Here is a 26,802-nt window from a genome sequence, read left to right as displayed (position 1 = left end):
CGCCGCGCCGCCGAGCTGACCCTGACCGCCGTCGCGCTCGCCATCCTGGCCGCCCTGCTGGCCGGCGTGACCGGCTGGTGGCACACCTCGGCGCCCGGCTGGGTGTTCCTGGCCGCGCTGGTGGGCGCCCTGGCCGTGGGCGTGGGCGTGAGCGTGTTCGCGGCACCGCGCCGGCACACCCTCGGCCCGACCGCCGTGGCCGCCGGCCTGGCCGCCACGGTCGTCCTCATCGACGTGCTCACCGGTGCGCGGCTGCAGCTCAACGGCGTCGGCGGGTACTCGGCCCTGGAGGGCGCCCGCTACGCCGGGCTCGGCACGGTCGGGCTCGGCGTGTTCAGCGCCGGCCTGCTGCTCGCCGCCGGGTGCGTCGCGCAGCGCCTGCCCCGGCGCTGGCGGCCCGTGTGCGTGGCGGGGCTGGGCGGCGTCGGCGTCATGGTGGTCGGCTCGCCGTACCTGGGCACGGACGCGGCCGGGGCCATCGCGCTCACCGCCGGCGTCTGCGTGGCCGCCGCGCTGAGCGCCGGCGGCTGGATCACCCTGGCCCGGCTGTCCTGGACGACGCTCGGCGGGGTCGTGGTGACCATGAGCTTCGCGCTGCTGGACCTCAGCCGCCCGCCGGAGACGCGGGGCAGCCTGGGCCGGTTCCTGACCGCCGTGCAGGACGGTACGGCGGCCGCGATCGTCCGGCGTACCAACGTCGAGAACGTGGCGGTGATGGGCCGCAGCCCGCTCGCCTGGCTGGCCGTGGGCGCGGCCGTGTTCGCGTTCGTCGTCATGCCGCGCCCGTGGGGCGGGCTCAAGCGGCTGTTCGCGATCTACCCCGCCGTACGGGCGTCCGCGGCCGGCCTGACCGTGGCCGTGGTGCTCGGCGGCCTGCTCAACGGGGTGGGCCTGAGCGTCGCCGGCGCCGGGGCGGCCACCGCCCTGCCGCTGCTCGTGGTCGCCGCGCTGCGCGTGCTGGCGCACGCCGACGAGCCCACCGGCGCCCCGCCGGCCACCGGCGAGAACCTGCCGGCGGACGCGGCCCGGGAGCCGCTGGTGCCCGGCCAGGCGGGCGCCCCGGACGACACGGGTGCGGGCCGTCCTCAGCCCGCCGTGGAGCACGTGTTACCGTGAAATCCCGTGGATGGCACCTCGCCCGGCTGGGCCGGTGCTGAGCCGACAACACGGGAGCAGGCTTTGACCCCTACGGTGCGCACGACCAAGCACATCTTCGTCACCGGGGGCGTCGCCTCCAGTCTCGGGAAGGGCCTCACGGCGTCCAGCCTGGGCAGTCTCCTCACCGCCCGCGGTCTGCACGTGGTGATGCAGAAGCTCGACCCGTACCTGAACGTCGACCCGGGCACGATGAACCCGTTCCAGCACGGCGAGGTCTTCGTGACCGAGGACGGTGCCGAGACCGACCTGGACGTCGGGCACTACGAGCGCTTCCTCGACCGGGACCTGTCGCAGAAGGCCAACGTCACCACCGGCCAGATCTACTCGGCGGTCATCGCCAAGGAGCGCCGCGGGGAGTACCTGGGCGACACGGTCCAGGTCATCCCGCACATCACCAACGAGATCAAGGCCCGGATCCGGGCGATGGCCGCCCCGGACGAGGACGGCCGGACCCCCGACGTGGTCATCACCGAGGTCGGCGGCACGGTGGGCGACATCGAGTCGCTGCCGTTCCTGGAGGCGATCCGCCAGATCCGCCACGACATCGGCCGCGACAACGTCATGTACCTGCACGTGTCGCTGGTGCCCTACCTCGCCCCGTCCGGCGAGCTGAAGACCAAGCCGACCCAGCACTCGGTCGCCGCGCTGCGCAACATCGGTATCCAGCCCGACGCGCTGGTGTGCCGGTCGGACCGCGACATCCCGCCGAAGCTCAAGGAGAAGCTCGCGCTGTACTGCGACGTGGACCGCGAGGCCGTGGTGTCGGCGGCGGACGCGCCGAGCATCTACGACATCCCGAAGGTGCTGCACCGCGAGGGCCTCGACGCGTACGTGGTGCGCCGGCTGGGCCTGTCGTTCCGGGACGTGGACTGGTCGCGCTGGGACGACCTGCTCGACCGGGTGCACCACCCGCGCCGGTCGGTGGTCATCGCGCTGGTCGGCAAGTACGTCGACCTGCCCGACGCGTACCTGTCGGTGAGCGAGGCGATCCGGGCGGCCGGCTTCGCCCACCGGTCCCGTATCGAGCTGCGCTGGGTGCCCAGCGACGAGTGCGTGAGCCCGTCGGGGGCCAGCGCCGCGCTGTCCGGCGTGGACGGCATCGTCATCCCGGGCGGGTTCGGCGTGCGCGGCATCGAGGGCAAGGTCGGCGCGGCCCGGTTCGGTCGCGAGCGCGGCATCCCGGTGCTGGGCCTGTGCCTGGGCCTGCAGTGCATGACGATCGAGGTGGCCCGCCACCTGGCCGGCCTGGAGGGTGCGAACTCGCTGGAGTTCGACCTGGACGCCGCCCACCCGATCATCGCGACGATGGCCGACCAGGAGGACATCGTGGCCGGCAAGGGCGACCTCGGCGGCACGATGCGCCTGGGCGCCTACCCGGCGACCCTGTCCGAGGGCTCGATCGTCGCGAACGCGTACGGCACGACCGAGGTCAGCGAACGCCACCGCCACCGGTTCGAGGTCAACAACGCCTACCGGGAGGCGCTGACGAAGGCGGGCCTGCGCATCAGCGGCACCTCGCCGGACGGCCGGCTCGTCGAGTTCATCGAGCTCAATCCCGAGCTGCACCCGTTCTTCGTGGCCACCCAGGCGCACCCGGAGCTGAAGAGCCGGCCCACCCGCTCGCACCCGCTGTTCGCCGCGTTCGTGGACGCCGCCCTGACCTACAACGCGGCCGACCAGCTGCCGGTCGACGTCGCGACCGCGGTCGCCCCGTGACGGCCACGCAGGGGCACAACTACGAGGTCCTCAGCCGCCGCAAGCTGTACTCCGGCCCGCTGTTCGACGTCGTCAACGACGACGTGACGATGCCGGGCGGCGGCCGGGCACAGCGGCAGTACCTGCGTCACGTCGGCGCCGTCGGCGTGGTGGCCCTCGACGCCGAGGGCCGCGTGGTGCTGGTGCGGCAGTACCGGCACCCGGTCGGGCAGGTCCTGTGGGAGCTGCCGGCCGGGCTGGTCGACGTGCCGGGGGAGGCGTCGGTGGGCACCGCGCAACGGGAGCTGGCCGAGGAGGCCGACCTGCTCGCGGACCGCTGGGACCTGCTGGTCGACCTCTACACGACGCCGGGCTGCTCCAACGAGCTGTTCCGCGCGTTCCTGGCCCGCGACCTGCGCCCGGTGCCCGACCACGAGCGGCACACCCGCCGCGACGAGGAGGCGGAGATGACGGTCCGCCTCGTCGACCTGGACGAGGCGGTGGCCATGGCGTTGCGCGGCGAGATCCTCAACGGCCCGTGCGTCACCGGCCTGCTCGCGGCGGCCCGCGCCCGCGACTGCGGCTGGGCCACCCTGAGGCCGGCCGACACGCCGCGACCCTGACCCCACGTACCCCCACGGGGGTACGCGAGGTGTCCCCAGTGGAGGGACGCCGCGCGGCCCGCGGAGATCTACCGTCGTCAGCATGATTCGGGATGTCTGGTCGCAGGTCCGTCCGGTCACGGCGCAGCAACGGTTCCTGGCCCGGTGCGGCACGCTGCTCGTGGTCTCGGGGCTCTTCCACGCCGTGGTCGCGGCCGTCGACGGCGGCCCGTGGGAGGGGCCGGTGTCGTGGCGCAAGCCGGTGGTGTTCGGCCTGTCCTTCGGCGTACTCGTGTGGTCGGCGGTGTGGGTGCGGCGGCAGCTGCCGGCGTCGCGGTGGGGCTGGCTGCCCGTCGGCCTGCTCGGCGGCGCGTCGGTGCTGGAGGTCGCGCTCATCACGACGCAGCGGTGGCGCGGCGTGCCGTCGCACTTCAACACGGCCACCGGGTTCGACGCGTTCGTCTTCGGCGGCATGGCGATGTGTGTGCTGCTCGTCGTCGTGGGGGTCACGGCCCTGCTGGTCTGGTCGCTGATCGCCGCGCGCGGCGCGGTGGGTGCCCGGATCGCCGCGGTGGTCGGCCTGGTCGGGGTGCTGGCGGCCGGTCGCGTCGGTCAGGACATGATCAGTACGGGCGACGCGGTCACCCAGGCGACCGGGCACGTGCCCGACGGGGTGGTGTTCGGCGCGGCCGGCGGCGCGAAGCTGGTCCACGCCGTCGGCATGCACGGCCTGCAGGTGCTGATCGCCCTGGTCGTCCTGCTCGCGCTCGGCGACCTGGCCGCCCGCACGAAGCGGCTGGTCATGTGGCTCGCCGCGGCCGGCTACGCGGTCTTCTTCGCGAGTGTCACGTCGACCGCGTACGCGGGCCGGGCGTGGACCGACGTCACCACGCCCGAGGCCGTCACCGGCGTCGCGGGTCTGGCGGCGGTCGGCGCGGGCGTGGCCGTCGCCGCGTGGCCCCTGGTACGCGGACGGCGCGGCGACGCCGTCCCGACCGGTGGCGCCGGCGTGGACACGCTCGCGGCAGCGGTGGTGAGGTAGCGGGCGTGATTCCCGCAGCCACCCCGCCGTCAACGCCCGGGAGCGTCCCGCCCGGGCGCTGGCGGCGGTTCACCACGCCGCTCGACGCGGGCCTCGCGCTGGGCGCCGGGGTCCTGCTGATGACCGACTTCGCGGCGGCGACCGAGCCGCCGCGAGTACCCGTGCCGGTCGCCGTCGGCCTGCTTGTCATCCTTGCCGCCACGCTGGCCGTGCGCCGCTCGCTGCCGCTCGGCGCGTACGTGGTGAACACGGTCGCGCTGGGCCTGGCCGCGAACCTGGTGGACCGCGACGGCGTCGTCCCGTACCCCAACCTCATCGTCCTGTACTCCGTCGGCCTCTACGCGACCCGGCGGCGGGCGCTGGCCGGTCCGGTGGTCATGCTCGTGGGCGTCGCGGCCTACTTCGCCAGCGACGACCACGCGCCCATCCTGCCGATCGGCGTGGTGTTCGGCTGGTTGGCAGCCTGGGCGGGCGGCTATCTGACGGCCCGCCGCAGGGAGGAGCTCGAAGCCATCCGGGCGCGGATGCGCGCGGGGGCGATCGCCGACGAGCGCACCCGCATCGCGCGCGAGCTGCACGACCTCATCGGGCACACGGTCAACGTCATGGTGGTGCAGGCCGGGGCGGGCCGCCTCGCGCTCGACCGCGACCCGGACAAGACCCGCGAGCTGCTGCGCGGCATCGAGCAGACCGGTCGCGACGCGCTCAGCGAGCTGGACCGCGTGCTGGGCATCCTGCGCGACGCGGAGGATGGCACGGGAGTTGAGCCGCCCGGGCCGGGCCTGGCCGGGCTGCCCGCGCTGGTGGCCCGGATGGCGCAGGCCGGCCTGGCGGTCACGGCGGCGGTGGACCCCACCGCCGGTCGACTGCCCCGCAGCCTCGACCTGTCGGTCTACCGGGTCGTCCAGGAGGCCCTCACGAACGCGCTGCGGCACGGCGGGGCCCGCGCGGCCAGCGTTACCGTGCGCCGCGCGGACAACCAGCTCCAGGTAGAGGTGCGCGACGACGGGCGCGGCGCGCCGCCCGGCTACCAGCCGGGTCGGGGCCTGGTCGGCATCGCCGAGCGGGCGGCCGTCTTCGGCGGTCGCCTCGACCACGGCCCCGCCATCGACGGCGGTTTCCGGCTGACCGTCTGGTTCCCGGTGCTATGAACCGCCCGCACACCTTTCGTCCCAAGATCTGTAAGGTTCGGTGCCGGTGAGTGGGATCCGGGTGCTGCTGGCCGACGACGACGCGCTGTTGCGCGCGGGCGTGGCCGTGGTGCTGGGCAGCACCGACGACATCGTCGTGGTGGGGGAGGCGGCCGACGGGCTCGACGCGGTGCGGCTGTGCCGGGAGCTGACCCCCGACGTCGTCCTCATGGACGTGCGCATGCCCGGCATCGACGGGATCGAGGCCACGCGACGTGTCGTCGCCACCGGGTCCGCGGCGCGCGTCCTGGTCCTCACCACGTTCCGTGATGACGAGTACGTGTGGGGAGCGCTGCGCGCGGGCGCGAGCGGGTTCCTGCTCAAGCGCTCGTCGCCGGAGCGGCTCATCGACGCGGTCCGTACGCTCGCGGCCGGGGACGCGCTCATCGACCCGACGGTGACCCGCGACCTGGTCGCCCAGTTCGTGGCGCGGGTGCCGGTCGCCGCGCCCGAGCGTGCGCTGCTGGACCAGTTGACCGACCGGGAGGCGCAGGTGCTGCGACTCATCGCCGAGGGTCGATCGAACGAGGAGATCGCCGAGTTGCTCGTCATCGCGGAGTCGACCGCGAAGACGCACGTCAAGCGCATCCTCGCGAAGATCGGGGCACGGGACCGGGCGCAGGCGGTCGTCCTGGCGTACCGCGGTGGTCTGGTGCGTTGAATCTGTTGCCTTGCCAGCCGCGAAACATAAACATACGCTGATCCCTGCCGGGAGCCGGGCACGCTCATCGGGCCACACTGTCGGCCCGAGGGCGCTCACGCCCCGTTCCCGGGGCCTTCGCTGCCGAGGAAGGTCATGCAACGCTCTTTCACCCTGCCCCCCAGGTCCACCCTGCGCCGCAGCGCGCTCGTCGCGCTCCTCGTGGCCGCGCTCGCGGCCACCGTCATCGCTGTCGCGCGGCCCGCCTCGTCGGCCACGCCGTTGCGGATCATGCCGCTCGGTGACTCCATCACCGCCGGCACCGGATGCTGGCGCGCGTTCCTCTGGAACAAGCTCCAGACAGCCGGCCACACGAACATCGACTTCGTCGGCGGTGTCTCCGACGGCGGCGGCTGCAACCCCGGCTTCGCCTACGACTTCGACCACGAGGGTCACGGCGGCTACTCGGCCACCGGCATCGCCGACAACAACCAGCTGCCGCCGTGGTTGGCCGCGGCCAGGCCCGACGTCATCCTGGTCCACCTGGGCACCAACGACATGTGGGGCGGCTGGATCCCGCTCAGCACGAAGATCACCGCGTTCACGAAGCTCGTGGGCCAGATGCGGGCGGACAACCCGAACGTGAAGATCATCGTGGCGAAGATCATCCCGATGTCCGCGTCCGCGTGCGCCACGTGCCCGGCTGACGTCATCGCGTTCAACAACGCCCTGCCGGCGTGGGCGGCGGGCCTCACCACCAGCCAGTCGCCGATCGTCCTCGCGGACCTGTGGACCGGCTTCGACACCACCACCGACACCGGCGACGGCGTGCACCCGAACACCGCCGGCTACCAGAAGATGGCCAACTCCTGGTACCCCGTGCTCGCGCAGGTGCTCAGCGGCGTCGTCCCGACGGTCACGCCGACGAGCGCGGCAGTCACCTCCCGGGCGCCGACCAGTGCCGTGGTGACGAGCCGGCCGCCGACGAGCGCCGTGGTGACGAGCCGCGCGCCGACCAGCGCCGTGGTCACCTCCCGCGCGCCAACCAGCGCACCTGTCACGACCGCCGGACCGACGGGCGGCGGCGGGTGCACCGCGACGTACAAGGTCGTGTCCCAGTGGGGCGGCGGCTTCCAGGGCGAGGTCGCGGTGAGGAACAACGGGTCCGCCGCCTCCGCGGCGTGGACGGCCACCTTCACCTACGCCAACGGCCAGGTGGTCAGCCAGGCGTGGAACGCGACCGTGACCCAGAGCGGGGCCGCGGTGACGGCGAGGAACCTGAGCTACAACGGTGCGCTGGCCGCCGGCGCGTCCGCCACGTTCGGCTTCCTCGCCAGCTGGAACAACGCCACCAACGCGGTCCCGACGGTGAGCTGCGTGCTCTCCTGACCCGACCGCTGACAGCGCCGCCCCGGTCCCGCACGTGGGACCGGGGCGGCGTCGTGTCCGTGGGTCAGGGGCGCAGGACCCGGCCCTGCGCGTCGGTCTGGTTGGGCTGCGTGAGGATGAGAATGCCGTCCACGATCGGCCAGATGACGCCGATGCCGCAGGTCAGCCACGTCACCGCGATCTGGGCGATGGCCATGCCGGTGTGTCCGGTGTAGAACCGGCCCACGCCGAAGCTGCCGATCGCCAACTGGAGCACGCCGGCGACGACCTTGCTCTTGTCCGAGTACGGCAGGCCCGTCGCCGGGTCGAACCCCGGCTGGGCGTAGCCCGGCGGCGCATAGCCGGGGTGGGTGTAACCCGCCTGCGGGTAGGTGGGCTGCTGGTAGTACGCGTTCGGATCGGTGCCCGGCGGCATCGGGGCGGTCGGCGACGACACCGGGGGCGTGGACACCGGCGGGGTGCCGTACGGCGGCGCGGCGGGCGCGGGCGGCTGCGGCACCGGCAACGTCTCGCCCGCGTGCGCGTACGGGTCGGCGGGGGGCTGGCGGTACGGGTCGGCCATGGGATCGTTCACCGCACCGATTTTAGGGCACCCTCGCTAACGGCGCCGAGGTCGCACCGGTTACGGGGATGCGCCGCCGCCCCGGTGCGCGCGAGGATGGGACGCATGCGCTGGCAGACGACCCCTGATGTGGCCGGGTTCCTGGCGGCCGCCGGCGACTTTCTGAGCGCCGGGCCGGTCGAGCACACCCTGTCCCTGACGATCGCGCACACGGTCCGCGACGACGGCCCCGGCGCGTTCGGGGCGCAGCCGCCCCTGTTCGGCTGGGGCGGCGATCCCGTGACGGCGGCGTTCACCCACACCCCGCCGCACCCGGTCGTCCTCGCGACCGCGTCCGGCGACGCCGCGGCCGCGCTGGCCGACCGGTTGGCCGGCGACGGCTGGGCGGTGTCCGGCGTGAACGGCCCGGCGGAGGCGGCCGACGCGTTCGCCCGCGCCTGGTGCGCCCGCGCCGGTGGCACGCCCGTCGAGACGATGCGCACCCGGCTGTACCAGCTCGTCGACCTGTCCCCGCCCGACCCGGCGCCGGACGGCGCCCCCCGCCCGGTCAGCGCGGCCTACCGTGACTGGGCGGTCGCCTGGTTGGAGGCGTGTGCCCGCGAGATCGGTGACCTGCCGCGCCCGGCCGGCGTCATGGTCGACGCGCACCTCACGGAGGGCGGGCTGACGGTCTGGGAGGCGGACGGCACCCCGGTGGCCTTCGCGGGTCATCGGCGCGCCATCGCGGGCACGTCGCGCCTCGGCCCGGTCTACACCCCGGCCGAGCACCGCCGACGCGGCTACGGCGCGGCCGTCACGGTCGCCGCCGCGCAGGCCGCCCGTGCGGCGGGCGCGACCGAGGTGGTCCTGTTCACGAACCTGGCGAACCCGACGAGCAACGGCGTCTACCTGCGCGTCGGTTTCCGGCCCGTCGGCGACCGCGTGGTTATCGCGTTCCGATAACGCCTCAGCTGCGCAGCAGGCGCCCCGACCCGTCCACCGGCCGCCCGGCCAGCAGCACGATGCCGTCGATGACGAACCACAGCCAGAACGGCAGCGTCAGGCACCAGCCGAAGCCGAGGGTGACCAGGCCGCAGACCACGCCCGTCCACGCCACCAGCGTGCAGAGCAGCTGGACCACGCCGAGGCCGACGTGCCCCGCGTAGAGGCGGCCGATCCCGCCGGTCGACAACAGCAGGCCGGGCAGCAGCTGCAGCAGGCCGGCGACCACCTTGCTCTTGTCCGACAGCGGCTGGCCCGAGATCGGGTCCACGCCGAACGGCGCGTGCGGCGGCTGCTGCACCACGACGATCGGCTGCAGCACCGGGTAGCTGCCCGGCGGCGGCGCATACCCGCCGGCCGGCGCGTACCCACCACCCGCGGGCGGATAGCCCTGCGGGACCGGGTAGCTCCCCGGCGGGTACACGGTGGCCGGGGGGTAGTACGGAGCCGGCGGCTGCGCGGCTGGCTGGACCACGTCCCACGGCTGCGAGTCGATGTACGTCGCGGGCAGGTTGTCCGGCTCCGGCGGGATCCGGTACGTCTCGGCGTACGGGTGGGGCCCCGCGGCGGAGTCGTAGGGATCGACAGGATCGCCCGGGTCCGTGGAGTCGTGGGGATGGGTGGTCACCGCGCGAAGTCTAGACGAGCGGATTCCCCACCAACTGACCAACGCGAGACAGCCCGGCCATTACAGGGCGCCGGCCCCGGCGACCAGACAGACGGGCAACTCACGGTCCCATTGGCCCAACCCGATGCACACCGCGCGGTCGTCGAAACGCCACGCGAAGACCGATGGCAGGTAGTTGGCGAGGGTTTCCGCCAACTCCGGCGCGGTCCCGCCGGCCATCGACCGCTCGATCACCGGACAAAGATCGACCAGTTCAGGCGGCCCCATTCGTCCCGTAACGCCGCGGCGAGATCGCGGCAATCCTGTTCGAAGCGGTCCCACACCGCTTCTGCCAGCGACTTGTGGCTCCAGAAGCCCTCACTGGCGCTCAGGCTGACAACCAGGTAGCCGGGCCCGGCGTAAGCCGAGCGAGCGGTTCCGGCGCCGGGTAGTTCGCGTGCCCTGAGGTCACGTACCCGCGCCAACGCGTCCTCGAGATCCACGTGCGCAACTGTATGCGCGACGGCGGACGGGCAGGAGTAGCCAACGTTTGGACAACTGGGGCGTCATCGCGTGCTGAATTCCCCACGTATCTGTACAAATGTGGGCGGAAGACGATTTCTACTGATCCGGAATCCGCTGATCGCATCGGCACATAGAATTTATGTGCTTGACAGTTCGTCAGCTAATCGCGCGACGCTGTCACACAATGTCCCGGCCATCCCACACTGTGGCGGCCTAGACTCCGGGCGAGCGGCCACATCCCGGCCGGCAATGGAGCGAACAGGGGTCAGCACGTGAAGGTCGGAATCCCGCGCGAGGTCAAGAACCACGAGTACCGCGTCGCGATCACCCCGTCGGGCGTGCACGAGCTGGCCCGCAACGGCCATGAGGTGTACGTCGAGGCGGGTGCCGGTGCGGGATCGTCCATCCCCGACGCGGCGTACACCCAGGCGGGGGCCACGATCCTGCCCACCGCCGACGACGTCTGGGCGACCGGCGACCTCATCCTCAAGGTCAAGGAGCCGGTGGCCGAGGAGTACCACCGCATGCGCGAGGGCCAGACCCTCTTCACGTACCTGCACCTCGCCGCGTCGAAGGAGTGCACCGACGCGCTGCTCGAGCGGGGCGTCACCGGCATCGCGTACGAGACGGTGGAGCTGCCCGACGGGTCGCTGCCGCTGCTCGCCCCCATGTCCGAGGTGGCCGGCCGGCTCGCGCCACAGGTCGGGGCGTACCACCTCATGCGCTCCGGTGGCGGGTCCGGCATCCTCATGGGCGGCGTCTCCGGCGTCTACGCGGCCAAGGTCGTCGTCATCGGCGCGGGTGTGTCCGGCATGAACGCCACCGCGATCGCGCTGGGCATGCAGGCCGAGGTGCTGCTGATGGACAAGAACATCGCCCGGCTGCGCGCGGCCGACGCCATCTACCAGGGCCACCTGCAGACGATCGCGTCCAACGCGTACGAGATCGAGCGGGCGATCATGGACGCCGACCTGGTCATCGGCGCCGTGCTGGTGCCCGGCGCAAAGGCGCCGACGCTGGTCAGCAACGAGCAGGTCTCACGGATGAAGCCGGGCAGCGTCCTCGTCGACATCGCGATCGACCAGGGCGGGTGCTTCGAGGACTCGCGGCCGACCACGCACGCCGACCCGGTCTACCCGGTACACAACTCGATCTTCTACTGCGTGGCGAACATGCCCGGCGCGGTCCCGCACACCTCCACGTACGCGCTGACCAACGTCACCCTGCCGTACGCCGTCGAGTTGGCCAACCACGGCTGGCGCGAGGCCGCGCACCGCGACCGCGCCCTGGCGCTGGGCCTCAACACCCACGCCGGCAGGCTCACCTACGGCCCGGTCGCCCAGGCCCACGGCATGGAGTACGCGAAGCTCGAGGAGGTTCTCGGCTGATCGCGTCCGTGACCACGACAGCCGTGTACACGTTGGTTACTGTGGACAGGCTTCGCGAGGTGTACGCGGTCTCGCACCCACGTGCCCGGGTCTGAAAGACGCGACACGCGGGAGTATCCAGCGACACGCCGAGCGACGTGTATCTGTCGGGCCCCGGCAGTGCCGTACAGTCGTCACGCGGCTCCCCGCGGAACGACGAGCGGCGGGAAGGGCGTATACGGGAGATGGCAGGCATCGACGATCGAGGCGAGGCGTGGACGACCGAGCTGCGCGCCGAACAGGCCGCGCTGACGCTCGGTGCTGACCTGGGCCCCGCTGACCCCGCGGCGTACACCACGCGTCGACCCATTCCGCAGCCCATGCCGCTCGACCGGCACGGGCCTGCGCGGATCATCGCGATGGCCAACCAGAAGGGTGGCGTCGGAAAGACGACGACCACCATCAACCTCGGCGCGGCCCTGGCGGAGTACGGCCGCAAGGTCCTGCTGCTCGACTTCGACCCGCAGGGTGCCCTGTCGGTCGGGCTCGGCGTCAACCCGCACAACCTGGACCTGTCGGTCTACAACCTGCTGATGCAGGACGAGGTCACGATCGACGATATCCTCATCAAGACGAACGTCGCCGGCCTGCACCTGCTGCCCGCCAACATCGACCTGTCCGCGGCCGAGATCCAGCTGGTCACCGAGGTGGCCCGCGAGATGGTGCTCAAGCGCCTGCTCCGCCCGGTCATGAACGAGTACGACTTCATCCTGATCGACTGCCAGCCGTCGCTGGGCCTGCTCGCCATCAACGCGCTCACCGCCGCCCACGGCGTGCTCGTGCCGTTGGAGTGCGAGTTCTTCAGCCTGCGCGGCGTGGCCCTGCTGCTGGACACGATCGACAAGGTCCGCGAGCGCCTCAACTTCGACCTGGAGCTCGAAGGCATCCTCGCGACGATGTACGACTCCCGCACCACCCACTGCCGCCAGGTGCTGCAGCGGGTCGTCGAGGCGTTCGGCGACAAGGTCTACCAGACCGTCATCACCAAGACGGTGAAGTTCCCCGAGTCCACGGTGGCCGGTGCGCCGATCACCTCCCTCGACCCCTCCTCCTCCGGCGCGCGCAACTACCGCCAGCTCGCGCGCGAGGTGATCGCGGCCCACGCCCCGAAGGGGTGACGCCGGGATGCTCTGGGCGCTCGGCCAACCGGTCGCGGCGCTGGGTCTGATCGGCGCGTTCATCGCCGGCGCCACGCTGCGCACCCTCGTCCACCGCCGCGTCGCGGGCCGGTTCGGCGGCAGCACCGCCGTGTCCGCCGGCTCGGCCGTCGGCGCGCTCGGCGCCATCACCCTGGTCTTCACCGGCACCGGCTGGTGGCGCCCGACCGGCGCGCGCCGCGCCCTAGCGGTGGCCGCCGGTCCCGTCGCCGTGCTGGCCGCCGGCGAGGCGTGCCTGGCCGGGTTCGCGGTCGCGTTCCCCGCCCAGCGGGCCAGCCTGCGGCTCAACTACCCGTCCGACGTGCTGCGCGGCGTCGTGGGCGTGACCCCCGCCGCCCAGGTGACCCTGAGCCTGGCGGTCGGCCTGCTCTGCTTCGGCGTCCTCGCCCTGCTGCCCGTCCCGCCCCTCGACGGTTTCCGCTTGGGCTCCGCCGCCATCCTCCAACCCGCCCCCGTCTCCGCCCCGGCGCTCGGCCTGGTCGGCGAGTGGCCAGCGGTCCTCGGCGCCCTGACCCTCCTCCTGACGGCGGTCATCCCCCTGGGCGACCGCACCCCCCTCCTAGCGGCCCTGGACCTCCTCGCCACCCCCCTCCTCCGCGTATGGGCGTGACGGTTTGGCGCCATAGGGGTAGGTAATAGCGCCGTCTATAACGGGGCCATGGCGCCATAACGCGGGCGTCGCGGGCGAGGTGAGGGCCTCATGAGTTAGGTTTCCGGGGTGAGTGAGTCCGTCGTTCCGATGCCCGAGGCGCCAGCCGGCGGGTTCACGGTGCGGCTCACCAACTTCACGGGGCCTTTCGACCTGCTGCTCCAGCTCATCGGCAAGCACCAGCTCGACGTCACCGAGGTGGCGTTGCACCAGGTCACCGACGAGTTCATCGCGTACATCCGGGCCATGGGCGACGAATGGGACCTCGACGAGGCCAGCGAGTTCCTCGTCATCGCCGCCACCCTGCTCGACCTCAAGGCCGCCCGCCTGCTGCCCGCCGCCGAGGTGGAGGACGAGGAGGACCTCGCCCTGCTGGAGGCCCGCGACCTGCTCTTCGCCCGCCTCCTGCAGTACAAGGCGTTCAAGGAGGCCGCGGCGCACATCGCCGGCCGCGAGGCGCTCATCTCCCGCAGCTACCCGCGCGCGGTCTCCCTCGAGCCCCGCTTCGCCGAGGCCCTGCCCGAGCTGGTCCTCGGCATCGGCCCCGACCGGCTCGCCCAGCTGTTCCTGCGCACCATCACCCCCAAACCCGAGCCGGTCGTGTCGATCGCCCACGTGCACCAGGTGCGCGTCAGCGTCCGCGAGCACGCCGCGATCCTGCGCGAGAAGCTGGTCCGCCTCGAGGTCGCCACCTTCCGGGCCCTGTGTGCGGACTGCCAGTCGACGCTGGAGGTCGTGGCCCGCTTCCTGGCCCTGCTCGAGCTCTACCGTGAGGGCCACGTCGTCTTCGACCAGATCGAGGCGTTGGGGGAGCTGACGGTCCGCTGGACCGCCGCCGGGTCCGCGGAGGTCAACCTCTCCTTCGATGAGTACGGCGATGAGCCCGCCGCCGACGCGGGGTCGGACAATGAGGAGCTGGCGGCACAGTGACCGCGTGTAAGAGGGAGTGGGCGCGATGAACGACGAGCGGCCGCAGTCGCTCGCGGAGAGCGCGGCGTCCTGGGTGCCCCCATGGGCCCGCCAGGCGCCCGCCGAGCCGGCAGCCGAGGAACCGACCCGCACAGCCGACAGCGAGCCCGCCACCGCAGGAGCCGAGGGCGGGGCCGCCACGGCAGCAGCCGAGGGCGGGCCCGACACCTTCGCGGCTGAGGCGCCCGACACCGACGGGGAAGAGGGTGCCGGCGCCGAGGGGGCGTCGGACGCCGACACCGCTGGGGCGGCGGCGCAGCCCGACACTGGTGAGGCCCCTGAGCACCGCCACGCGCCCGGCGAGGTGCCGCCCGACGGCGTGATCGAGCTCGCCGAACCCGCCGAGCACCCGCACCACGAGCACCCCGCCCCGCCCGCGGACCTCGCACCAGCGGGCGAGCCCGCCGTGGGCGAGATCGCCGACCGCGAACGCGAGGACGCCCCTGCGGGTGCACGTGCCGGGGAGGCCGCGGGGGAGCCTGCCGACCGCGAACGCGAGGACGCCCCTGCGGGTGCACCTGCCGGGGAGGCCGCGGGGGAGCCCGCCGAGCCTGACCGCGACGACGCCCCCGAAGCCGTCGCGGGCGAACGTGCGCCCGATTCCCTGACGGCCGGCGCGGTGCCGCCGCGCGAGGTGATCGAGCTGGTGGAGCCGGCTGAGGTGTTGGCCGAGCCGGCCGAGGAGCTGTGGGACGCGCCCGTTCGCGAGGCGGCGGAGGCGGTCGGTTCCGGTTCTGCGGGGGCGGCGGCCGGCGAGCTGCCGCCGCGCGAGGTGGCCGCGTTGGCGGAGCCGGCCGAGGTGCCCGCCGGGCCCGAGGCGGCGGACCGGGATGCGGACGAGGCGCCGCCGGCCGCCGTCGTGCAACTCGCCGAGCCCGCCGAGGCCGGGTTTGTCGGTGGCGGGAGCGAGCTGATCGCCCCGGAGGCGGTCGCCGACGATGGCGCGGCGCCGCTGTCGCCCGTACTCCATGGGGAAGACGACGCGGAGGGCGCGGCGCCCGCGGCGCTGAGCGACGCGGAGCTGCGCGGGGCGCTCGAGGCGGTGCTGCTGGTCGTGGACGAGCCCGTGGGGGAGTTCATGCTGGCGCAGGTGCTCGACGAGCCGGCCCAGCGGGTGGCGGCGACGCTGACCGACCTGCGGGCGGAGTATGCCGCCAGCGGGCGTGGGTTCGAGCTGCGCCAGGCGGCCGGCGGGTGGCGGCTCTACACGCGCACGGAGTACGCGGCGTATGTGGAGCGGTTCGTGCTCGACGGGCAGCAGACCCGGCTCACCCAGGCGGCGCTGGAGACCCTGGCGGTGATCGCCTACAAGCAGCCGGTGACGCGGTCGCGGATCTCGGCGATCCGGGGCGTGAACTGCGACGGCGTGATCAAGACCCTGGTGGCGCGCGGCCTGGTGGAGGAGTGCGGCACCGAGCGCGAGAGCGGCGCCCTGCTCTACCAGACCACCCCCCTCTTCCTCGAGAAGCTCGGCATCAACAGCGTTGCCGAGCTGCCGGGGCTGGCCCCCTTCCTCCCCGAGAACGTGGATGATATTGATGCCCACCGATAGTTCCGATCTGCCCCGCCTACAGAAGGTGCTCGCCGGCGCGGGTGTCGGCTCCCGTCGCGTCTGCGAGGACCTCATCGCCGCCGGCCGGGTCAACGTGAACGGCAAGCGCGCCCAGCTCGGCGACAAGGTCGACCCCGGGACCGCGGAGATCTACGTCGACGGGGACCGGGTCGTGGCCGACACGAACCTGGTGTACCTGGCGTTCAACAAGCCGCGCGGCGTGGTGTCGACCATGTCCGACGAGAAGGGCCGCCAGTCGGTGGCCGACTTCGTGGAGCGGCTGCCGCAGCGGGTCTACCACGTGGGGCGCCTAGACGCCGACTCCGAGGGCCTGCTGCTGCTCACCAACGACGGCGACCTGGCCAACCGCCTCATGCACCCGTCGTACGGGGTGACGAAGACCTACCTCGCGGAGGTGACCGGGACGGTGCCGCGCGGGCTGCGCAAGCGGCTCATCCAGGGCGTCGAGCTGGAGGACGGGCCGGCGCGCGCCGACGATTTCCGGGTGGTCGACTCGACGCCGCGGGCGGCGCTCGTGGAGATCGTTCTGCACGAGGGGCGCAAGCACATCGTGCGCCGGATGCTCGACGAGGTGGGGCACCCGGTGAGCCGGCTCGTGCGCACCGCGATCGGGCCGGTCAAGCTCGGCGACCTGCGGGTCGGACGGTGGCGGCGCCTTACCGCCTCGGAGATAGCCGGCCTGTTTCGCGTGGTTGAGTCCTGATTTGTGAGGTGAGCACGCTCACTAAATTGTTTACTTTGCTGACAAAACCGCTCCGGCGTTCGATCTGGGACTGGTGACAACACCAGACCATCGACGTGGAGGTCCTGCACCGTGCGGGTCATCAAGGCAACGGTGGGTATGCGGCTCGGCGTGGCGTTCGCGCTGGTCACCGCGCTGATCGCGGTGGCGGCCGGCACCGGATTCTGGGGCATGCGGGCCCAGAGCGCGACCCACGAGCGCGTCGACCGGCTGCAGCGGCTGCACGACGACATCCAGCAGATGCAGTTCCTCGCCTCGGACGTCACCGGCTGGCAGGGCCTCATGCTCGCCGACGTCGGCGCGTACGGAGTGGCCGCGGCGACCGCCGACGACGCCTACAACCGTTCCGGCGAGCTCGGCGACAAGGCCAAGATCTACGAGCTGATCGACGCGGTGCACGCGGCGGACATGACCGTCGCCGAGCGGGACCTGTGGCAGCAGCTGGGCCCCGCGTGGGACGGCTTCTTCGCCATGGAGACCAAGCTCCTCTCCTGGCTGCGTGAGCACGGCCAGGGCCCCGGCCTGACGATGACCATGGACAGCGTCAACGGCGGCGACGCCGGCGCGGCGTACTCGGTGGTTCTCGGCATCACCGACAAGCTCGCGGAGTCCGTCCAGAAGCGGACGGCGTCCCTCGCCGCCGAGGCCCGGTCGACCCAGCACATGATCGACATCGTTCTCGCCGTGACGCTGGGCGTCGCCCTGGTGCTCGCCGTCGTGCTCGGCGTGCGTACCACCCGGATGGTCACCCGGCCCCTGCGGCGCGTCGTCGCCGCGCTCGGCGGCCTCGCGGGCGGTGACCTGACCGTCCGGGTCGGCCTGCGCGGCGGCGACGAGCTCGGCCAGCTCGGGCGGGCGGTCGACGACACCATCGACGACCTCCGCGGCATGATCACCGGACTCGCCGGCAGCGCCGGGGCGCTGTCCACGGCCGCCGGCCAGCTCGCCGGCACCTCCGACGAGATCGCCGACGCGGCCCGCGTCACCAGCGTCCGCGCCGAGCAGCTGGCCGTGGGCGCCACCCAGGTCTCGGGCAATGTCCGGACCGTGGCCGCCGGCAGCGACGAGATGGGTGCCTCCATCGCGGAGATCGCCGAGAACGCCAGCCGGGCCGCCACGGTCGCGGCCGAGGCCGTGGAGGTGGCCGGGACCGCCAACGACACCGTCACCCGCCTCGGCGCGTCGTCCGACGAGATCGGCAACGTGGTCCGGACGATCACCTCCATCGCCGAGCAGACCAACCTGCTCGCCCTGAACGCCACCATCGAGGCGGCCCGCGCCGGCGAGGCCGGCAAGGGCTTCGCCGTGGTCGCCAGCGAGGTCAAGGACCTGGCCCAGGAGACGGCCCGGGCCACCGAGGACATCGCGCGGCGGGTGTCCGCGATCCAGGACGACACCGCCGACGCCGTCGCCGCGATCGGCGAGATCTCCACGATCATCGGCCGGATCAGCGACTACCAGAACGTGATCGCGGCCGCCGTGGACGAGCAGACCGCCACCACCGCCGAGATGCGCCGCAACATCTCTGAGGCAGCCAAGGGCAGCGGCGACATCGCCGGCACGGTCGGCGAGGTCGCCGAGGCCGCCACCCGGACGGCGCGCGGCGCGGCCGAGTCGCGGCAGGCGGTGGGGGAGCTCAGCCGGCTCAGCGACGAACTCACCGCGACCGTGGGCGCGTTCCAGCTCTGACCGCCTGCCCCGGCTCCCGGGGTGGTCCGGGTCGCAGCGGCGGGTGCCGGTGGGGCGCCGGCGCGGACGAACCGGCATGATGGACCTGAGATCGGACCGGGTAGTCGGCGTGGGGAGTTCTGGTGGGCGAGGTTGAGCGGCGCGGCGCGGCGCCTGTGGTGGCGATCGACGGGCCGTCCGGGTCCGGGAAGTCGACCGTCTCCCGGCGGCTGGCCGCCGAGCTGAGCGCGCAGTACCTGGACACCGGCGCCATGTACCGGGCCGTCACCTGGGCCGTGCTGGAGGCCGGGGTCGACCCCGCCGACGCCGACGCGGTCGCCAAGGTCGCCGTCAACGCCGACCTGGTGGTCGGCACCGACCCCGCCGCGCCCCATTTCTTCGTGGGCACCGTGTCCGTGGACGGGCCGATCCGCGGCGCCGAGGTGACCGCCGCCGTGTCCGCCGTGGCGTCCGTGCCCGCCGTGCGGCAGCTGCTCGTGGCCCGTCAGCGCGACATCATCGCCGGCGCCCGCGATGCCGCCGGCATCGTGGTGGAGGGCCGCGACATCGGCACCGTCGTGGCACCCGACGCCGACCTGAAGGTCTACCTGACGGCGTCCGCCGCCGAACGCGCCCGCCGGCGCAGCACCGAGGTCGCCGCCGACCTGGCCGCCACCGCCGCCGACCTCGAGCGCCGCGACACGATCGACTCGACGCGCGCGGTGGACCCGCTGACCCAGGCCGCCGACGCGGTCGTGCTCGACTCGACCGAGCTGGGCATCGACGAGGTCGTCCACCGGCTCGTCTCGCTGCTGGGAGTATCGGCGTGAGCCCAGGGCCGGATTTCGAGATTCCCGCCGAGTACCGGGACGATTTCGACCTTTCGGACTTCGAGGGTGCCGTCGCGGAGCCCGCGTCCACCGAGGTGGTCGACGCCGGGCCTGCGCCCGTCGTGGCGGTCGTCGGGCGGCCGAACGTCGGCAAGTCCACACTCGTCAACCGGATCCTCGGCCGCCGGCAGGCCGTCGTCGAGGACGTCGCCGGCGTGACCCGCGACCGCGTCGCCTACGACGCCCAGTGGGCCGGGCGACGCTTCACCGTCGTCGACACCGGCGGCTGGGAGCCCGACGCACGCGACCGTGCCGCCGCCATCGCCGCCCAGGCCGAACTGGCCGCCGCGTCCGCGGACGTGGTCCTGCTCGTCGTCGACGCCCGGGTCGGCGCGCTCGACGAGGACGAGGCCGCCGTACGCATGCTGCGGCGCACCGCCAAGCCCGTCATCCTCGTCGCCAACAAGGTCGACAACGCCCGGCAGGAGATGGAGATCGCCGGCCTGTGGTCCCTCGGCCTCGGCGAGCCCCACCCCGTCTCCGCCCTGCACGGGCGCGGCTCCGGCGACCTGCTCGACACCCTCCTGGCCGCCCTGCCGACGCTGCCGCCCGTCACCGAGGCGCCGACCGGCGGCCCGCGCCGCGTCGCGCTCGTCGGGCGGCCCAACGTCGGCAAGTCCAGCCTGCTCAACCGCCTCGCCCAGGAGGAGCGCGCCGTCGTCGACTCCGTCGCCGGCACGACCGTCGACCCGGTCGACTCGCTCGTCCAGGTCGGCGGCGAGACCTGGCTGTTCGTCGACACCGCCGGCCTGCGCCGCAAGGTCAACACGGCCAGCGGCACGGAGTACTACGCCAGCCTGCGCACCGCCGGCGCCATCGAGGCCGCCGAGGTCGTCGTCGTCCTGCTCGACGCCAGCGAGGTCATCAGCGAACAGGACCAACGGGTCCTGTCGATGGTCGCCGAGTCCGGCCGCGGCATCGTGCTCGCCTTCAACAAGTGGGACCTCGTCGACGCCGACCGCCGCTACTACCTCGACCGCGAGATCGAACGCGAACTCAAGCGCATCCCGTGGGCGATCCGGGTCAACATCTCCGCTCGCACGGGTCGGGCAGTGGAGAAGCTCGCCCCGGCGCTGCGCACCGCGCTGGGCAACTGGGAGCGCCGGGTGCCCACCGGGCAGCTCAACCAGTGGCTCACCGCGCTCGTGCAGGCCACCCCGCACCCCGTACGCGGCGGCCGGGCGCCCCGGGTTCTCTTCGCCACCCAGGCCGGCACGTGCCCACCCCGGTTCGTGCTCTTCACCACGGGACAGTTGGATCCCGGGTACGTCCGCTTCGTCGAGCGCAAGCTGCGCGAGGAGTTCGACTTCGAGGGCACGCCCATCGACATCGCCGTGAAGCCCCGCTCGAAGAGCAAGACCGGCCGCTGATCCTGAGCACATCCTGAGGTTCCGGCTCTCCCGGGCCGCGCCCGAGCGCGCTAGTTTTGGCGGTTGACCTGGGGGTGAGAACGCGGTGGTACGACACGGTGGCGAGCGCGTCGCCGAGTGGGTGACGACGTCACTGCTCGCCGCGGCGGCGTACCTGGCGCTGCTGCCCTGGGACCTGCGCAGCATCCGGCTCGACCCCGGCACCGGCGAGACCACCACCGCCGTGACGGGCTCCCGGGTCATCTCGCTCGCCGTGATCCTGGTCGTGCTCGCCGGTTACCTCGGTTGGCGCGACCAGCCACTGTGGGCCGCGGCGGCCTTCGTGGGCGCACCGCCCGGCGCCCTGATGCTCGCCTCCCTGGCCACCCATCCCGCCTCCAACTGGCCTGTCGGGTGGGTGTTCTTCACCGTCATCCTCGGCCTCGACGCGGTCATCGTCGCCCTGGTCGTCCGGAACGCCCGGAACATCCTCGACCGGCTACGTAGCCAGGCGTAGCTACCCTGGGCTCCTTCGCGGAAGGAGCCACCCCATGGCCGACGTCGTCTTCGACAGGCGAGAACAGCTGCAGCAGATCCAGTCCGGCCTGCTCGACGGCGAGAGCATCATCGCCGTCTACGACGCCGTGGGGGTCGGCACGGGCTTCATCGGCCTCACCGACCGCCGCGCCATCATCCAGGACAAGTCCTTCGTCGGTAAGCGCGTGGCGCTGACCTCCATCCCGTACTCGAAGATCAGCAGCGTCAGCGTGGTGAGCAACAAGAGCTGGGCCGGCTCGTTCTTCTCCACCGGCGCGATCGCGATCCACGTCGGCACCCACGTGTATGAAGTGGAGTTCCGGGGGTCGAACAAGGCCCACCACGTGCACAACGTGATCCTCCACTACCTGACGTCCGGGGCACACTGATGCCGTACCCGCCGGTGCCCGACCTCCACTCACTCTGGGCGTTCCAGAAGATGTCGTGCACGCGACCTCCGCGAGCTGTTCCGGCTGCTCACCTTTGACACGGAGAGCTCCGTCGACTGGGACGAGGCTTACCTCTACCGCGAGGAGGACGAAGACCACCCGGACTGTGTCTTGTGGCCCGCTTCAGAGTTCGGCTCGGCGTTTCGCCGTCCCCTTCCTGAACTATCATCCTAGGACGCTGTAGCGGGTGTGGCCTGAGCGACGAGGCGTGCCACGGGATACCCGCGCGCGGAGGGGCGGGGGGTTGCGCTAGTCTGTAGCGGCTGCCCGGGGCGTACGGTCCGGGCAACGGGACGTGGCGCAGCTTGGTAGCGCACTTGACTGGGGGTCAAGGGGTCGTGGGTTCAAATCCCGCCGTCCCGACTTCGACAAAGCCCTGACCAGCACGAAGCTGGCCAGGGCTTTGATTTATGTCGATGGGAATTTGAACCGCCCCCCGATAACCCCCCAGAAACGGGGGTCGGCGACCGAGTTCGTCGTCATCCTTGTGCATCGTTACCCGGGGTTGCGCACCGGTCGGGTGCCTACGCGGCCCGCGTGGACGGGTGGTCACCGGGGTCTGGTCCGTCGGGTCCTCCTCGGCCGGTGCCGAGTTGTTCGAGGATGTCGGAGACGTCGGGGCGAGGACGGGTTTGGCGATGTAGTACGTGTCGGTGATCTCTTCGCTGGCGTGGCCGAGCTGGGCGGTGATCGTTCAGGGTCAGACGACGGGGTTGTTCGGGTTCCGGCTCGAGATGGGCCGTGACCGCAACGGGACGCGGATACAGGCGCGGCGTACCGGGTTCACGTCGGAGAAGGCTGCGGTGGCCGAGTACGCCCGGCTCAGCCGACGACGTGACGCGCAACTGCCTCGGCCACGGTTGGGTGACAGCGTGCAGGCGGTGTGCCAGGACTGGCTCCTCACGCGGGAGCATGAGCTGCAGCCCAACACGCTGTACAGCTACACATGGCTACTGGGCCTGATCTACCCCTACCTGGGCGGGGTACGTGCCTCGCGGCTGAGCACCCACATGATCGAGCGCGCCTACCGGGACCTGGAGACTGCCGGCTACTTCCGCACCACGCTGCGCACCCTGGACCTGGTGCTAGCCAAAGCGTTCGGCGAACAGACCGGCCGCACCCTGGGCGCCCGCAAACCCCGCGAATGCGACGATGTACATCCGGTATGGCCACTCGCCGAAGCCCGGCGCTTCCTGGACTATGTCCGGAGCGATCGGCTCTTTCCGCTGTGGCGGCTGCTGTTGGTAACCGGCCTGCGGCGCGGTGAACTGTGCGGGCTCAAGCACTGCGATCTCGAACCGGACCTGGCCACCCTCAAGGTCCGCCGCCAACGTGTCGTCGAAGACCTCGGCAGCCGGGGTGCGAGACAAGCCGCCCAAGTCCCACAACTGCACCCGCACCCTGCCCCTCGACCCCATCACGCTCAAGGCATTGAGTGAGATGAACGCGGGTGCGGGATCGGCCTACGTGTTCACCGGGCGCACGGGCCAACCGCTGCGCCCGGATAACGTCACCAGCCGGTTCAACCAGCTCGCCCGAGCCGCGGGGGTCCGGCCGCTTGGGCCACACCAGATCCGCCACCTGCTCGCCTCGAACCTGCTCGATACCGGGTACGGCATCCATGAGGTTGCCGAGCGACTGGGCCATGATCCCGGCACTCTCATGCGCTATTACACCCGCGTCAACGCCGACCGCCGCCGTCAAGCCAGCGACCACATCGCCGACCTGCTCGCCTCGCACGAAGGTCCGTGAAGCAGGGAGAGCGCGTGAATTGGGCAGGACTCGGGTTCTAACGCGTGCCGTGTTGTTTGAGGATCTCGTCGCGCCATTCGGCGAAGCGCCGGCGAACGGCGCTGATCTGTTGTGCGGTGACCTCGTAGTCGGCGAACTCGGCGTCTGTGCGTTGTGCCAGCGAGCCGATGGCATCGGCGAACAGGATCGGGTCGAATCCGCCGTCGGCGTTTGCCGCGAGCTCCACCAGCCGCTGGCGGGTGTAACGGCCGCTGGCCAGCGCTGCGTCGACGTCGAGGAAGTCCCGAGCTTCGGCCCTGCCGAAGAGCGCGGTCATCTTATTGGCCACGGCATCGTCGGGATGCAGCACTGGGCCTACGTCGAGAATGACGGGCGGGTGCGCACGCCAGTCGGCCGACAGTTCCATCTTGTCCGGGTCGTCGGGCGAGTCGGTGGTCGCGACGAGCAGTCGGGCGAACGTCTCGGTGTGCGCCACCGCGGTCACGGTGTAGCCCTGTGCGGCGAGTGCCGCGATTACCGCGTCCACCGCAGCGGGGAAGTCGCCGCGGCGGTGCCAGTCGGTGAACAGATCGACATCGCCACTCGGCCGCTCGCCCATCCCATGCTCGCTGACGGCGTACCCGCCAGCCAGGGCCAGTCCGTACGGTCCTCCGGCGGCGAGCGCGATCTGCGTGATCGCCCGGTGGCGTGCCAGCACGTCGGCTTCCTACGCGGCCGAGGCGAGTCGACGCAACTCAGCCAGTTCGGGGAAACGCTCTTCCCAGATCCGGCGTACTGCCACGGGTAGCCACATGTAGGACCACAGGCTTTTGAGCGTGATCTCGTTCAGGTGGGCGTGCAGGTCGTCCGGCGACATCGCTTCGTTGATCACCGTGTGGTACAGGTCGATGATCCGGCCGGGGCTGTCAAGATCGTAGGTCGGGTTGCCGGACCACTTCAGGTGCCGCGGCAAATGAACGATCCCGGTGGTAGGACCAATGAGCAGGTCGAGGCGCTCGGGCAGCGCGATCGGCTTGGCGTACCGTCGCGGCCAGTTGGCCTCCGCAACAGTCATTGCTCGCACCCCTCCTTCGCTGTGGCCAGCCTACCGCTGCGGCCACCTGTGGCCGGAACCTGGCGACGGCGATGTGCCGATCCCAACGCCATCGAGTCGTGCCGGCGATGATCAGCTGACCATCGAGGGGCCAATCGCGGACGGCATATCTCGCGTGGCACTTGACCAGATGCGCTAACGGGAGCGCCAACCGTAAAGATCAACTTTGTTTGAATGTGGTGTCACAGCCCGAGACCGTTCAACACCTGGCGATGTTAGTCTTGCCTGGTCACTTGCACGCGAGGACACCGACCGGCATTGAGTATCACGGATTAGTACAACCGTTTCAAGCCTGGGGTCAAGGGGTCGTGGGTTCAAATCCCGCCGTCCCGACAGCGTGAGGGTTTCCGCAGGTCAGAGCTGCGGGAGCCCTCTTTCATATCGCTTCGCATCGATGTCAGGTCGAGCATGCCACTGCTGGACCACTTGACTCGTGAGGTTTGCGATGCGACTCCTCGATCTCGACAAGCTGTGCGCCGGGCTGTCCCGGACCTGGACCGGGGTCCTGCGTGACTGGGACCGGACCCTGCGCGCGGCCAACCACCCGGCCACGACCCTGTACCTGCCGAAAATGTCATCCGCGCAGGTCAGGCTGCATGTTCGTACTCGCGGAGGATTCCGCCGAGTCGGTCGCGTCGGTGGATGGTGAGGTGGGCGATGCGGTGCGGATCGGTGATCGGTTCGGGTAGTGGGGCGAGTGGCCGCGCGTTGTCGATGCCCTGGTGCGGGCGGTGGGTGTTGTAGAAGGCCTCGTGTTCGCGCAGGGCGTGTAGCAGGTGGTGCTGGTTCCAGATCAGAGTCCGGTCCAGTAGCTCATGCCGGCAGGTGCGCACCCAACGCTCCATGACTGCGTTCATGCTTGGCATCCGGACACCGCTGAGCACGACCTTGATGCCGGCATCAGCGAGCACCGCGTCGAACAAGGTCGGGTACTTGCCGTCCCGATCCCGGATCAGGTACTTCACGCGGCATCCTGCGTCCTCGAGGTCCATCACGAGGTTGCGGACGGCCTGAGTGACCCACGCGGCGCAGGGGTGTGGGGTTGCGCCGAGGACCCGCACGCGGCGGCTTGCGTGTTCGATGACCGCGAGGACGTACATTCTCGCGCTGGTGAGCGTGACTGTTTCGATGAAGTCCGCGGCCAGCAGCACCTCGGCTTGTGAACACAGGAACTGCGCCCAGGTCGTGGCGGTGCGGTCCGGAGCGGGATCGATTCCGGCGTCGTGCAGGATCGCCCAGACCGTCGACGCGGCTACTTCACTCTGAGGGTGAGCAGTTCGCCGTGGACGCCGGTACCCCCACGACGGGTTCTCCGCGACGAGGCGCAGCACCAACGTCCCGATCGATCGGACGGTTCGTGGCCGGCCCCGCCGCGGAGGCCGTGACGTTCTCGCGTGGCGGCGGGCGATGAGGTCACGATGCCAGCGCACGACGGTGTCAGGGCGTACCAGCAGCCGCAGGTTCGCCAGGGTGGGCTTCGGAAGGTGGCGTAGGAGTGCGGCCAGCCATGCCCGGTCGGCAGCGTCGAACTCCTTGTCCCGGTCGCTGCCCGGAAGCAGCCGTAGCAGCGCGAATGCGTTGGTGATGCCCAGGTACGCCAGTCGCAGCAGCATGAGGCGGCATCATCGCGTAGTCATCAACAATGATTGGCAGCGAGGACCCGAGACATTCCAAGATCGACGCTTGGGTCGCCGAAGCGCACCCTGAACAGCACGGATGGAATTTGTCGGCAGGTGCAGTGTCTGCGCGTTGTCTGCGGGTCTCGTTGATGCCTGCGATTGCGCTCATCAGGGATGCCGATCACTCAGCCGCCGAGGGCCGACTGCCCAGTGCTACCGCACAGCACCAACCACTGACCTCAGGTCCAGAGGGCTATCCGGCGACGCGCTCCGACACGCGGCAGTAGGGCAGGTCCGTGACGGGCAAGCCGTCGAAGAAACGGACCATGAGGTCGACGAGTTCCGCGGCGCGTTGCAGGTGCAACAGATGGTCGGCGTTGCGTACCACGGTGAACCAACTGTCCGCGCACGTCGCCGCCAGTTCGCGGCACATGTCCGGTGTGGTGAAGTCGTCATACTCCCCGGTGGTCACCAGGATCGGTTGCCGGGGCGGTGATGTGAGAGGCCGGTCCGTGAGGCTATGTCCGTTTCGGAGTG

General features: G+C 71.5%; 28 protein-coding genes, 1 tRNA gene and 1 pseudogene. 22 read left to right on the top strand and 8 right to left on the bottom strand.

Features of this window, described 5'->3' with window-relative positions:
- The 7 genes and pseudogenes from ABD211_RS31920 to ABD211_RS31890 form a co-directional block, all read left to right on the top strand.
- Positions 1-1,116: pseudogene (locus ABD211_RS31920) on the top strand (hypothetical protein); the annotation flags it as partial.
- A 63-nt stretch (positions 1,117-1,179) separates the two neighbouring features.
- Positions 1,180-2,874 (top strand): CTP synthase, encoded by a 1,695-nt coding sequence (pyrG, locus tag ABD211_RS31915; protein WP_344140064.1) that lies wholly within the window; start codon positions 1,180-1,182, stop codon positions 2,872-2,874.
- Entirely contained in the window at positions 2,871-3,476 is a 606-nt protein-coding gene (locus ABD211_RS31910) for an NUDIX domain-containing protein (RefSeq protein ID WP_344140054.1), read from the top strand. The genes pyrG and ABD211_RS31910 overlap by 4 nt, the downstream gene beginning before the upstream one ends.
- Positions 3,477-3,558: 82 nt before the next feature.
- Positions 3,559-4,497, top strand: coding sequence for a hypothetical protein (locus ABD211_RS31905; RefSeq protein ID WP_344140051.1), 939 nt, complete (start codon positions 3,559-3,561; stop codon positions 4,495-4,497).
- A gap of 5 nt (positions 4,498-4,502) precedes the next feature.
- Positions 4,503-5,648, top strand: a complete 1,146-nt coding sequence (locus tag ABD211_RS31900) for a sensor histidine kinase (RefSeq protein ID WP_344140048.1) — start codon at positions 4,503-4,505, stop codon at positions 5,646-5,648.
- A 46-nt stretch (positions 5,649-5,694) separates the two neighbouring features.
- Positions 5,695-6,348: a response regulator gene (locus ABD211_RS31895; RefSeq protein WP_344140045.1), complete on the top strand. Its 654-nt coding sequence runs from the start codon at positions 5,695-5,697 to the stop codon at positions 6,346-6,348.
- A 135-nt stretch (positions 6,349-6,483) separates the two neighbouring features.
- The gene (locus ABD211_RS31890; protein WP_344140043.1) at positions 6,484-7,716 is read left to right on the top strand and encodes a cellulose binding domain-containing protein; all 1,233 of its coding nucleotides are present in this window, start codon (positions 6,484-6,486) and stop codon (positions 7,714-7,716) included.
- A 64-nt stretch (positions 7,717-7,780) separates the two neighbouring features.
- On the opposite strand, the gene ABD211_RS34005 is transcribed toward ABD211_RS31890, so the two are convergent.
- Positions 7,781-8,290 (bottom strand): TM2 domain-containing protein, encoded by a 510-nt coding sequence (locus ABD211_RS34005; protein ID WP_425560576.1) that lies wholly within the window; start codon positions 8,288-8,290, stop codon positions 7,781-7,783.
- A 93-nt stretch (positions 8,291-8,383) separates the two neighbouring features.
- Here ABD211_RS34005 and ABD211_RS31880 point away from each other — a divergent pair, with 93 nt between their 5' ends.
- A complete protein-coding gene (locus ABD211_RS31880) occupies positions 8,384-9,220 on the top strand; it encodes a GNAT family N-acetyltransferase (RefSeq protein ID WP_344140041.1) in 837 nt (278 codons plus the stop codon).
- Positions 9,221-9,224: 4 nt separating this feature from the next.
- On the opposite strand, the gene ABD211_RS31875 is transcribed toward ABD211_RS31880, so the two are convergent.
- From ABD211_RS31875 to ABD211_RS31865, 3 genes are read right to left on the bottom strand one after another with little or no spacing between them, the layout of a single operon-like run.
- Positions 9,225-9,887 (bottom strand): hypothetical protein, encoded by a 663-nt coding sequence (locus ABD211_RS31875; RefSeq protein WP_344140038.1) that lies wholly within the window; start codon positions 9,885-9,887, stop codon positions 9,225-9,227.
- A 60-nt stretch (positions 9,888-9,947) separates the two neighbouring features.
- Positions 9,948-10,121, bottom strand: coding sequence for a hypothetical protein (locus ABD211_RS31870; RefSeq protein WP_344140036.1), 174 nt, complete (start codon positions 10,119-10,121; stop codon positions 9,948-9,950).
- Positions 10,118-10,369 (bottom strand): hypothetical protein, encoded by a 252-nt coding sequence (locus ABD211_RS31865; RefSeq protein ID WP_344140033.1) that lies wholly within the window; start codon positions 10,367-10,369, stop codon positions 10,118-10,120. The genes ABD211_RS31870 and ABD211_RS31865 overlap by 4 nt, the downstream gene beginning before the upstream one ends.
- 294 nt (positions 10,370-10,663) lie before the next feature.
- On the opposite strand from ABD211_RS31865, the gene ald reads away from it, so the two are divergent.
- From ald to ABD211_RS31790, 14 genes are all read left to right on the top strand, one after another.
- Positions 10,664-11,779, top strand: coding sequence for an alanine dehydrogenase (gene ald / locus ABD211_RS31860; RefSeq protein WP_344140030.1), 1,116 nt, complete (start codon positions 10,664-10,666; stop codon positions 11,777-11,779).
- A gap of 224 nt (positions 11,780-12,003) precedes the next feature.
- Positions 12,004-12,936, top strand: coding sequence for a ParA family protein (locus ABD211_RS31850; protein WP_344140027.1), 933 nt, complete (start codon positions 12,004-12,006; stop codon positions 12,934-12,936).
- Positions 12,937-12,943: 7 nt separating this feature from the next.
- On the top strand, positions 12,944-13,585 hold the full coding sequence (locus tag ABD211_RS31845; protein WP_344140025.1) for a hypothetical protein: 642 nt from the start codon (positions 12,944-12,946) through the stop codon (positions 13,583-13,585).
- 129 nt (positions 13,586-13,714) lie between these two features.
- A complete protein-coding gene (locus ABD211_RS31840) occupies positions 13,715-14,554 on the top strand; it encodes a segregation and condensation protein A (RefSeq protein ID WP_344140057.1) in 840 nt (279 codons plus the stop codon).
- A gap of 25 nt (positions 14,555-14,579) precedes the next feature.
- Positions 14,580-16,145 carry an SMC-Scp complex subunit ScpB gene (gene scpB / locus ABD211_RS34000; protein WP_425560575.1) on the top strand — a complete coding sequence of 522 codons (1,566 nt, stop codon included), beginning with the start codon at positions 14,580-14,582 and terminating at the stop codon, positions 16,143-16,145.
- Positions 16,132-16,869, top strand: a complete 738-nt coding sequence (locus ABD211_RS31830) for a pseudouridine synthase (protein WP_344140023.1) — start codon at positions 16,132-16,134, stop codon at positions 16,867-16,869. The genes scpB and ABD211_RS31830 overlap by 14 nt, the downstream gene beginning before the upstream one ends.
- Before the next feature lie 111 nt (positions 16,870-16,980).
- The gene (locus tag ABD211_RS31825) at positions 16,981-18,597 is read left to right on the top strand and encodes a methyl-accepting chemotaxis protein (RefSeq protein WP_344140020.1); all 1,617 of its coding nucleotides are present in this window, start codon (positions 16,981-16,983) and stop codon (positions 18,595-18,597) included.
- Positions 18,598-18,719: 122 nt separating this feature from the next.
- The gene (gene cmk / locus ABD211_RS31820; RefSeq protein ID WP_344140017.1) at positions 18,720-19,406 is read left to right on the top strand and encodes a (d)CMP kinase; all 687 of its coding nucleotides are present in this window, start codon (positions 18,720-18,722) and stop codon (positions 19,404-19,406) included.
- On the top strand, positions 19,403-20,836 hold the full coding sequence (der, locus tag ABD211_RS31815; RefSeq protein ID WP_344140014.1) for a ribosome biogenesis GTPase Der: 1,434 nt from the start codon (positions 19,403-19,405) through the stop codon (positions 20,834-20,836). The genes cmk and der overlap by 4 nt, the downstream gene beginning before the upstream one ends.
- 85 nt (positions 20,837-20,921) lie before the next feature.
- A complete protein-coding gene (locus ABD211_RS31810; protein ID WP_344140011.1) occupies positions 20,922-21,332 on the top strand; it encodes a hypothetical protein in 411 nt (136 codons plus the stop codon).
- A gap of 34 nt (positions 21,333-21,366) precedes the next feature.
- Entirely contained in the window at positions 21,367-21,741 is a 375-nt protein-coding gene (locus tag ABD211_RS31805) for a PH domain-containing protein (protein ID WP_344140008.1), read from the top strand.
- A 349-nt stretch (positions 21,742-22,090) separates the two neighbouring features.
- Positions 22,091-22,164 (top strand) — tRNA-Pro (locus tag ABD211_RS31800).
- Between the two features lie 284 nt (positions 22,165-22,448).
- On the top strand, positions 22,449-23,240 hold the full coding sequence (locus ABD211_RS31795; RefSeq protein ID WP_344140005.1) for a hypothetical protein: 792 nt from the start codon (positions 22,449-22,451) through the stop codon (positions 23,238-23,240).
- Between the two features lies 1 nt (position 23,241).
- Positions 23,242-23,553 (top strand): tyrosine-type recombinase/integrase, encoded by a 312-nt coding sequence (locus ABD211_RS31790; protein WP_344140002.1) that lies wholly within the window; start codon positions 23,242-23,244, stop codon positions 23,551-23,553.
- A 37-nt stretch (positions 23,554-23,590) separates the two neighbouring features.
- Here the strand turns inward: ABD211_RS31790 and ABD211_RS31785 are convergent, their stop codons facing one another.
- The 4 genes from ABD211_RS31785 to ABD211_RS31770 all read right to left on the bottom strand — a co-directional run bounded on the left by ABD211_RS31785 (position 23,591) and on the right by ABD211_RS31770 (position 26,737).
- Complete coding sequence (locus tag ABD211_RS31785; protein ID WP_344140000.1) at positions 23,591-24,250, bottom strand: nucleotidyl transferase AbiEii/AbiGii toxin family protein; 660 nt, start codon at positions 24,248-24,250, stop codon at positions 23,591-23,593.
- 9 nt (positions 24,251-24,259) lie between these two features.
- Positions 24,260-24,607 carry a hypothetical protein gene (locus tag ABD211_RS31780; RefSeq protein ID WP_344139998.1) on the bottom strand — a complete coding sequence of 116 codons (348 nt, stop codon included), beginning with the start codon at positions 24,605-24,607 and terminating at the stop codon, positions 24,260-24,262.
- Between the two features lie 626 nt (positions 24,608-25,233).
- Positions 25,234-26,259, bottom strand: coding sequence for an integrase core domain-containing protein (locus tag ABD211_RS31775; protein ID WP_344139995.1), 1,026 nt, complete (start codon positions 26,257-26,259; stop codon positions 25,234-25,236).
- A gap of 259 nt (positions 26,260-26,518) precedes the next feature.
- Positions 26,519-26,737, bottom strand: a complete 219-nt coding sequence (locus tag ABD211_RS31770; RefSeq protein WP_344139992.1) for an alpha/beta fold hydrolase — start codon at positions 26,735-26,737, stop codon at positions 26,519-26,521.
- Positions 26,738-26,802 lie beyond the last annotated feature (65 nt).

Source organism: Luedemannella flava (assembly GCF_039528515.1).
Classification (GTDB): domain Bacteria; phylum Actinomycetota; class Actinomycetes; order Mycobacteriales; family Micromonosporaceae; genus Luedemannella; species Luedemannella flava.
This window is presented reverse-complemented; position numbering and strand designations above follow the sequence as displayed.